Below are 9,233 nucleotides of genomic sequence, written 5' to 3' on the forward strand. Positions count from 1 at the left end.
CCCGTCGTGAGCCATTCTCAGGGTAGTTGGAACGTTCAAATGCGGCCACATCACGGCAATGTGGCGCAGATCGAGCACGGGCGCAAGGGGGCGTGGTGGCAGGCGGTTCTCGGCAGTCCCGCGAGCGCGCGACGATCATCGACGTCGCCGCGGCCGCCGGCGTCTCCCGCCAGACCGTCAGCAACGTCCTCAACAACCCCGACCGGGTCGCCGCGGACACGCTGACGAGGGTGCACCGCGAGATCGACCGCCTCGGGTTCTCGCCCAACGCCGCGGCTCAGCAGCTGCGGCGGCGCAAGGCGTCCGCGTACGGCTTCGAGGTCAACCCCTCGGGCGTCGGCAGGATGGGGCACATCCTCGACGGCTTCCTCGTCGAGCTCACCGTCGCCGCGCCAGGTCACAGCTGCCACCTGGTCACCTTCGCCCCGGACCTGGCGAACCTCCTCGACGGCTACGACCAGATCCTGGCCACCGGCCTCGTCGACGGCTTCGTCCTGGGTGACACCCGGCACGGCGACCCGCGACCCGCCTGGCTGCTCGCCAACAACGTGCCGTTCGTGACCTTCGGCCGGATCTGGGACGACCCACAGATGGGTCGATGGGTCGACGTCGACGGCCGCAGCGGCATGGAGCTCGCCGTCGAGCACCTCCTCGCCCAGGGCTACACCTCCGTCGCCTACCTGGGCTGGCCGGACGGCTCCCCGGTCGGCGACGACCGCCGCCGCGGGTGGCTGGCCGGGCTGGCCGGGGCGGGGCTCACGCGAGCCCCCCTCGCCGAGGAGGCGGCGCAGGACCTCACCGCTGCGACCGCCGCGGCCGAGCGACTCCTCGAGCACCTCGCTCCGGGCGGCGCGATCCTGTGCGCCTCCGACCTGCTGGCGCTCGGCGCCCTGCGAGCCGTGCGCAACCACGGTCTCGAACCCGGTGAGGACATCGGGGTCGTCGGCTTCGACGACAGCGACGTGGCCGAGGCCCTCCAGCTCACCAGCCTGCGCCAGCCGCTCCAGGAGGCGGCAGCCGAGGCGTGGCGCATCGTCCAGGCCCCGGGGACCGACCTGTCCCTCACGGCCCTGCTGGCCCCCACGCTCACCGTCCGTTCGAGCACCGTCCGCTCGAGCACCGGCCGAGGCACCCCGAACCCCACCACCACACCCACCCCTACCCCGTCCGCCACCCGGCCGGACGGCATACCCATCCCTGAGGAGCAGTAATGAGGCGTATCCCCATCCTTGCCGTCGCGGCGACGGCCACCACCGTGCTGGCGATGAGCGCCTGCAGCGGAGGCGGCGGCTTCAGCAGCGGCTCGGCCACGCAGAACACCAAGAAGGGCCCGGTGCACCTGACCGTGATGATCGGCAGCTCCGGCGACGCCGAGACCTCCGCGGTCAAGGCGGCCACGGCGGCGTGGGCATCCAAGACGGGGAACACCGTCGAGGTCATCGCCGCGTCCGACCTCGGACAGCAGCTCGGCCAGGCGTTCGCCAGCTCGAGCCCGCCCGACCTCTTCTACACCGACGCCTCCAAGATCGGCACCTACGCCAAGGCCGGCAACCTCTTCGCCTACGGGGACCAGGTCAAGAACGCCGGCTTCGTCGACTCCCTGGTGCAGTCCTTCACCTACGACGGCAAGTTCTACTGCGCGCCGAAGGACTCCTCGACCCTCGGGCTGCAGATCAATACGGACCTGTGGAAGGCGGCCGGACTCACCGAGGCCGACTACCCGAAGGACTGGGCGGGCCTGGAGTCGGTGGCCAAGAAGCTCACCAAGGGCAACGTCACCGGTCTGGTCATCGGCAACGACATCAACCGCTCCGGCGCCTTCATGAGGCAGGCCGGCGGCTGGGTCGTCAAGGACGGCAAGATGACCGCCGACGCCCCCGGCAACCTCCAGGGCCTCCAGGAGGTCCAGAAGCTGATGAAGGAGGGCGTCCTCAAGTTCAACACCCAGACCAAGCCCGCCGCCGGCTGGGGTGGTGAGGCCTTCGGCAAGGGCCTGGCCGCCATGACGATGGAGGGCAACTGGATCGCCGGTGGCATGAAGGACTTCCCGAAGATCAAGTACAAGACCGTCGAGCTGCCTGCCGGCCCCGCTGGCAAGGGCACGCTGATGTTCACCAACTGCTGGGGCATCGCCGCCAAGTCGCCCAACCAGACCGCGGCGGTCGACCTGGTCAAGAGCCTCATCACCCCCGAGCAGCAGATGAAGTTCGCGGACGCGTTCGGCGTCATGCCGTCCACGACGCAGGGCCTGCAGCAGTTCGCCGCGAAGTACCCGGACAGCAAGGCCTTCGTCGACGGCGCGGCCTACGGTCAGGGCCCGGTCAACCTGGCTGGTCTGGACGACGTCATCTCGAAGTTCAACAGCCAGCTCGGGACCATGACGGGCACCACCGGTGACCCGAAGGCCTGGTTGGCCGACCTCCAGAAGAACGGCACCGCAGCCCTCGGAGGCTGAGCCCCACCAGCCCGGGTGGCGCGCGGCTCCACGAGGCGCCGCGCGCCACCCGTCCGCTTCCTGACCCCGTAGCGCCCTGTCCCTCAACGAGGAGGACCGATGTCACTCAACCCAGCCGCGGGCGGAGAAGCCGCCAACCTGGGGATCACCCGCGAGGCTCTTGCGGCGACGGCCAAGCCCCCGCGCCGCGACCGGGGAGGGCTGCGGGGACGCGAGGGAATGGCCGGGTGGCTGTTCGTCAGCCCGATGATCGTCATCCTCGGGCTGTTCCTCGTCATCCCCATCCTGATGGCGCTGTGGGTCAGCCTCACCAACTGGAACGGCTCGGTGAACCCGTTCCACACGGGCCCGGGCGCTGAGTTCGTCGGCGGCAAGAACTACACGGACCTGTTCGCCAAGGACGGCCTGACCCGCTCGAACTTCATGCAGTCGATCAGCAACACCTTCTGGTACGTCCTGTTCGTGGTTCCCCTGCAGACGGTGCTGGCGCTGGGTCTGGCCCTGCTCGTGAACAACCGGCTGCTCAAGGCGAAGGGCTTCTTCCGGACCGCGTTCTACTTCCCGTCGGTCACCAGCTCGATCGCGATCTCGACGGTCTTCCTCTTCCTCTTCTCCAGCACGGGCGCCGTCAACGCCCTGCTCAAGGCACTCGGTCTCGGTCAGCCGAACTGGTTCATCGACGACCGGGGGCTGATCCGCCTGCTGTTCAACGCGGTCGGGGTGGACAACCCCGGCTGGGCACAGCACGACATCCTCGGCCGGTCGCTCTGGGACTGGCTGTCGGGGCCGTCGGTGGCGCTCACCGTCATCATCATCCTGGTCGTGTGGACCACCTCGGGGACGTTCATGCTGATGTTCATCGCGGCCCTGCAGGACCTGCCGGTCGAGGTCGACGAGGCCGCGGCCCTCGACGGGGCCACCGGCTGGAAGAAGCTGCGGCACGTCACGATCCCGATGATCAGGCCGGCCCTGTTCCTCGTGCTCACCCTGGGCCTGATCGGCACCTGGCAGGTGTTCGACCAGATCTACGTCATGGGCGCGGGCGCACCGAACGGCACGACCCTGACGCCGGCCTTCCTCAGCTACCAGCAGAGCTTCAAGAACTTCAAGTACGGCTCGGGGGCCGCGATGGCGTTCGTGGTCTTCGTCATCATCCTGGCCCTGACCAGGGCGCAGCGCTGGGCGCTGACCGACAAGGACGAACGCCGACCTCTGTTCGGCCGTAGGAAGCAGGTCGCTCGATGAACGCCCGCACCAGCCCGGTCAAGCAGGTGCTCCTCTATGGCGCCCTCGTGCTGTTCGCGGTGTTCTTCATCTACCCGTTCTTCATCCAGATCGCGACCTCGTTCAAGACGGACCCCGACGCCGCGGCGAACCCGTTGTCGCTCATCCCCAACCCGTTCGACGTGCACGCCTGGAAGGACATCTTCGGCCAGGGCGCGGCGCACGTCCCGGCACCCACGTGGATCAAGAACTCGGTCCTCGTCACGGTCGTGGTGACCTGCGCCCGGGTGTTCCTCGACAGCCTCGCCGGCTACGCCCTGTCGCGGCTGCGGTTCCGTGGCCGCGGATTCCTCTTCGCCGCCCTGTTGGCCGTGATGGCGGTGCCGGGAGTGGCCCTGCTGATCCCCAAGTTCCTCATGGTGAACTACCTGGGCATCTACGACACGTACACCGCGATGATCCTGCCCCTCATCGTGGACGCGGCCGGGGTCTTCATCATGAAGCAGTTCTTCGACTCGGTGTCCATCTCGATCGAGGAGGCAGCCCGGATGGACGGTGCGGGCATCTTCCGGACGTTCTGGTCGGTGGTGCTCCCGATGGCGCGTCCGGCCCTGATCACCCTGACGATCCTGTCCTTCCAGGGCTCGTGGAACGAGTTCTCGCACTTCCTCGTGGTGACCAAGGGGACGCCGGAACACCAGACCCTGGTCACGGGCCTGGCCAGCCTCACGAGCGGTCAGCTCGGGGCGGGGACGCAGTACCCGCTGAAGCTGGCGGCCGCACTGCTGACCACCATTCCCGTGGCGATCCTGTTCTTCTCCCTGCAGCGCTACTTCGTCCGTGGCGCCAACGAGGGCGGCGAGAAGGGCTGAAGCCCGTCCTCACAGCCGTGGCACGTAGCGCTTGCCCTGCAGCGCGTCGTAGACCAGCCCCGCGCTGCGCCGGGCCGCGAGCAGGCGGACGCCTTCTGCCTCGAGGTCGGCAAGCACCTGCCCCAGCCCGTCGGTCGTGAGGTGCTCGCCGAGCTCGACCCGCACCTCCCGGTAGGCCTGACGCATCGCCACGAGCTGGGCGTCGATGTGCCGGGTCGTCACCCAGGCCAGGGCGACAGGCTGACGACGCCACCCGGCATACAGGCGGTACTCCGAGGGGCAGAAGTCCAGCAGCCATGACACGGCAGGCACCTGCCAGCCCGGCGACTCCGGCGGTGGGACGAGTGGCGGCCACCCCGGCGGCACCGCCGCGCTGGGCGCCCTCGGGGCAGGCGGACCCTGGCTCAGGCGGCTGCCCGGGTCAGGAGCGCGGCGGGCCGACGGAGGCATCCACAGCCACGCATTGTTCGAACATGTGTTCGAGTATAGGTCATGGACGGGGACGGGTGGCAGGGAACATCTGCTGTCGGCCTCCCCGCCGCAGGGCAGGCGGAAGGGCGGACCGCGAGGGCACGCGGTCCGCCTCTCCGCCTGGCATCACGTCACGGCGATGAGCCGCCGACCAGCGATCCCCGATGCAGCCCCGACGAGGAGCAGCAGCATGGCAAGCCCCAGCAACGGCCATGGGCTGGCACCGGTCATGGCCAGCGCGGAGGCAGCGAGTGCCGAGGCAGCCAGGGCGCTGGCAGCCCGCGCGGAGGCAGCCTGGGCCCCTGCGAACACCGCGGGCAGCGCCGAGGCCGCAGGCGGATCAGCCGAGGCGGACCCGCTGGTGGCCCCAGCACTCGTGGTGCCGCCGCCTCCCGCCGTACCCGGGTTCGGGCCGCCGGTCGGTGCCGGAGCAGTCGTGCTCGACCCCGAGCTACCGGAGCTTCCCGAGTTGCCCAGGACAGCAACGCTGTTGCCGCTGGCGGACACCGGAGTGCCTGCCGGGGCCGACACCTGGTTGCCACCACCGGACGACCCCTGGCCGGACGTCGTGCCACCGGCGCCGCTGCCACCAGATGCGGGAGCAGTCGACCGTGAGCCCGAGCTGCTCGAGTCACCCACGACGGCAATGCTGTTGCCGCTGGCGGACACCGGAGTGCCTGCCGGGGCCGACACCTGGTTCCCACCGCCGGTCGACGAGCCGCCCGTCGTCGAGCCAGCCGAGCCAGCCGAACCAGCCGAACCAGCCGGACCCGGCGATCCGGTGGACGAACCACTGGTCGAGGAGTTGCCCAGCACCGCAACGGAGTTGCCACCCGCCGTCACCGGCGTGCCTGCCGGTGCTGACACCTGGTTCCCACCGCCGGTCGACGAGCCACCCGTCGTGGAGCCCGACGAGCCGGCCGGAGCCGCGGCAGGTGCCGCCGAGCCAGCCGAACCGGTGGACGAACCGCTGCTCGACGAGTTACCCAGCACCGCAACGGAGTTGCCACCCGCCGTCACCGGAGTGTTTGCCGGTGCTGACACCTGGTTCCCACCGCCGGTCGACGAGCCACCCGTCGTGGAGCCAGACGAGCCAGCCGGAGCCGCGGCAGGTGCCGCCGAACCAGTCGAACCGGTGGACGAACCGCTGCTCGACGAGTTACCCAGCACCGCAACGGAGTTGCCACCCGCCGTCACCGGAGTGTTTGCCGGTGCTGACACCTGGTTCCCACCGCCGGTGGACGAGCCGCCCGTCGTGGAGCCCGACGAGCCGGCCGGAGCCGCGGCAGGTGCCGCACTGGGCGAACCCGTGGTCGAGCCCGTGCTCTGGGAGCTGCCGCCGACTGCGACGGAGTTTCCCGACGCTGCGACCGGCGCCGAGGCGACCGTCGCAGCCTGGTTGCCGCCGAGGGCGCTCTGCGTCCCCGTCGTGTTTTCTGCCGCGGAGGCGTGTCCGGCATAGAACAGGACCCCGCCACCGACCAAGAGGGCCACTTGGAGGCCCCTACGCATGTATGCGTGCATGGTTGTTCCTTCCTGTGATGCATGGATTTCCGCCTGCACGGCGGCTGTCGCTCATGACGCCAGATCGGCGCCCGGGACAGGCATCAACCAGGTCGGTGGTTGGGTCGTTCGGTCGGCGCACTCTCGGCGGTGGTTGCCGAGAGCACGCACGAGACGGAGGTCTGCTGCGGCACGGGGCCAGACCCTCCAAGCGCCGCGAAATCCGTGGTGCCAGAAGCGATTCCAGAAGCCGCTTGGTCCGTCGAGGATCCCAGGAGCAACAGTGCCGTGGGCAGCCCGGGCACGGTCGACCGAGGACTCGCGACCGCCAACGGCCGCACACGCGGGGCGCGGGTGAAGCCGGCGAGATCGCCCGCGTTGGAGCGCGGCGCCACGGGACGCGACGTGGCCGACGTCAGCGTGGCGTCAGCCTGCGGCTGGGATGCGGACGAAGGCCCGGGGCCGGCCGAAGGCTGCAGGCGGGGAGCCAGGTCGAGCGCGCGAACGCTGGGCAGCGGCCCGAGGCGCGGGACCGTGGGGAGAGTGGGGGCGATCGCCGCAGGGACACGGGCCACCTCGCCCACCGCGCGACTCACCAGGCGGACCGGCCTCGCGACCGCGGCACTGCGAAACACCGTGCGCACGGTGGGCAGGGCTCCCTCGCTGGCTTCGCGGACCGCCGCCTTCGCCGGCCGGACGGGCCGGACGATGTGGCGCACACCGGCACTCACCGCTGCGGCAGGACGCCGTTCGGCTGCCCGGACCAGCGGGGCCGCCTCGCCGAGGCGAACAGTCACACCCGGATGAGCCGGCCGGGGGCTCTCGTCGGCCTTTGCCTGACCGGCGCCCAGGAGGATCCAGGCGGCGCACAGGAAACCGGCACACAGCGCGATGCGCAGCATGCTCAGTCGCCAGCCAACCCCTGTCACTGGATGATCCCCGAACTCCCCGGCTCAGGTTCAGTGCCTTCAGATGCTTCGAGTTGAACACGGATGCTGGTGGACCGCAACCCAAGAATCGGCAAAGTCGCAGGCCAGAGGCGTGCCCGGCGCCATGGCCCGGGCACGACGAGGCCCACGGGAGGTCGCGCGGCCCGCGATGCGAGCGGGCCGGGCGACGTCCCGTGGGCCAGGTGGGTTCAGCTGTTGACGAGCGACCGCAGGACGTACTGCAGGATGCCGCCGTTGCGGTAGTAGTCCGCCTCTCCGGGGGTGTCGATGCGGACCACGGCGTCGAACTCGACCGGGTCGGCACCGTCACGGACCGCCGAGACCTTGACGGTCTTGGGGGTCGAGCCCTCGTTGAGCGCGGTGATGCCCGAGATCGAGATCGTCTCCGTGCCGTCGAGGCCCAGCGAGTCGGCCGACTGCCCGGCCGGGTACTGCAGCGGAATCACGCCCATACCAATGAGATTCGAGCGGTGGATCCGCTCGTAGGACTCGGCGATCACCGCGCGGACCCCCAGCAGGCGGGTGCCCTTGGCTGCCCAGTCTCGCGACGAGCCCGAGCCGTACTCCTTGCCGGACAGGATGACCAGCGGAATGCCGGCCTCCTGGTAGGCGGCGGACGCCTCGTAGATCGTCGTCTGCTCGCCACCGGCGAGGCCATCACTCTTCAAGAACAGGCGGGTGAAGCCACCCTCGACCCCGTCGAGCAGGAGGTTCTTGAGCCGGATGTTGGCGAACGTGCCGCGGATCATGACCTCGTGGTTGCCGCGGCGTGAGCCGTAGGAGTTGAAGTCCTTGCGGTCCACACCGTGCTCGGCGAGGTACTTGCCGGCGGGGCTGTCGGCCTTGATCGAGCCGGCCGGGCTGATGTGGTCGGTGGTGACCGAGTCGCCCAGCTTCGCCAGCACCCGTGCGCCGGAGATGTCCTCGACGGGCGTGGTCTCCATCGACATCCCGTCGAAGTACGGGGGCTTGCGCACGTAGGTCGAGTCCTCGGCCCAGTCGAAGGTCTTGCCCTCCGGCGTCGGGAGCGACCGCCAGCGGTCGTCGCCCGCGAACACGTCGGCGTAGTCGCTGGTGAACATCTCCTTGTTGATGCTCTCGGCGATGGTCCGCTCCACGTCGTCGGGGGTCGGCCACAGGTCCTTGAGGAAGACGTCCTTGCCGGCGGTGTCCTGGCCGAGCGGCTCGGAGTCGAAGTCGAAGTCCATCGTGCCGGCCAACGCGTAGGCGATGACGAGTGGCGGCGACGCGAGGTAGTTCATCTTGACGTCGGGGTTGATCCGGCCCTCGAAGTTCCGGTTGCCCGAGAGCACCGAGACGACGGCCAGGTCGTTCTCGTTGATGGCGGCGGAGATCTCGTCGGAGAGCGGGCCCGAGTTGCCGATGCAGGTCGTGCAGCCGTAGCCGACGAGGTGGAACCCGAGCTTCTCGAGGTAGGGCCACATGCCGGCCTTCTCGTAGTAGTCCGAGACGACCTTGGAGCCCGGCGCCATCGAGGTCTTGACCCACGGCGCCACGGTCAGGCCGCGGTCCACGGCGTTCTTGGCCAGCATCGCGGCGGCCATCATGACCGAGGGGTTGGACGTGTTGGTACAGCTCGTGATCGAGGCGATCGACACGATGCCGTGGTCGATCTCGAACGACGCGCCCTCGGCGGTCTTCACCGTGACCTTCGTCGACGGACGGTCCGAACCGTTGCCCTCGGGGGCCGGCTTGTCACCGCCGTTGGTGCCGTCCGTGCTCCCCTGCGGCGAGGGG

General features: G+C 69.6%; 7 protein-coding genes. 5 read left to right on the top strand and 2 right to left on the bottom strand.

All coding sequences use genetic code 11. The annotated features are described in order from the left end of the window. Positions 1 to 95 precede the first annotated feature (95 nt). The 4 genes from BJ986_RS15960 (at position 96) to BJ986_RS15975 (ending at position 4,551) form a co-directional block, all read left to right on the top strand. A complete protein-coding gene (locus BJ986_RS15960) occupies positions 96 to 1,211 on the top strand; it encodes a substrate-binding domain-containing protein (protein ID WP_179423308.1) in 1,116 nt (371 codons plus the stop codon). Next, the gene (locus BJ986_RS15965; protein WP_179423310.1) at positions 1,211 to 2,455 is read left to right on the top strand and encodes a sugar ABC transporter substrate-binding protein; all 1,245 of its coding nucleotides are present in this window, start codon (positions 1,211 to 1,213) and stop codon (positions 2,453 to 2,455) included. The genes BJ986_RS15960 and BJ986_RS15965 overlap by 1 nt, the downstream gene beginning before the upstream one ends. 99 nt (positions 2,456 to 2,554) lie before the next feature. Further along, entirely contained in the window at positions 2,555 to 3,700 is a 1,146-nt protein-coding gene (locus tag BJ986_RS15970) for a carbohydrate ABC transporter permease (protein ID WP_238338115.1), read from the top strand. Next, positions 3,697 to 4,551 (top strand): carbohydrate ABC transporter permease, encoded by an 855-nt coding sequence (locus tag BJ986_RS15975; RefSeq protein WP_179423312.1) that lies wholly within the window; start codon positions 3,697 to 3,699, stop codon positions 4,549 to 4,551. Before BJ986_RS15970 ends, BJ986_RS15975 begins: the two co-directional genes overlap by 4 nt. A gap of 9 nt (positions 4,552 to 4,560) precedes the next feature. Here the strand turns inward: BJ986_RS15975 and BJ986_RS15980 are convergent, their stop codons facing one another. Continuing rightward, positions 4,561 to 4,863: a hypothetical protein gene (locus tag BJ986_RS15980; protein WP_179423314.1), complete on the bottom strand. Its 303-nt coding sequence runs from the start codon at positions 4,861 to 4,863 to the stop codon at positions 4,561 to 4,563. Positions 4,864 to 5,212: 349 nt separating this feature from the next. On the opposite strand from BJ986_RS15980, the gene BJ986_RS15985 reads away from it, so the two are divergent. Continuing rightward, entirely contained in the window at positions 5,213 to 6,484 is a 1,272-nt protein-coding gene (locus tag BJ986_RS15985; RefSeq protein WP_179423316.1) for a hypothetical protein, read from the top strand. Positions 6,485 to 7,663: 1,179 nt separating this feature from the next. Here BJ986_RS15985 and acnA read toward each other — a convergent pair. Beyond that, positions 7,664 to 9,233 (bottom strand): aconitate hydratase AcnA (acnA, locus tag BJ986_RS15990; protein WP_179423318.1); only part of this gene is annotated, 1,570 nt, incomplete at its 5' end.

Source organism: Pedococcus badiiscoriae, assembly GCF_013408925.1.
GTDB lineage: Bacteria > Actinomycetota > Actinomycetes > Actinomycetales > Dermatophilaceae > Pedococcus > Pedococcus badiiscoriae.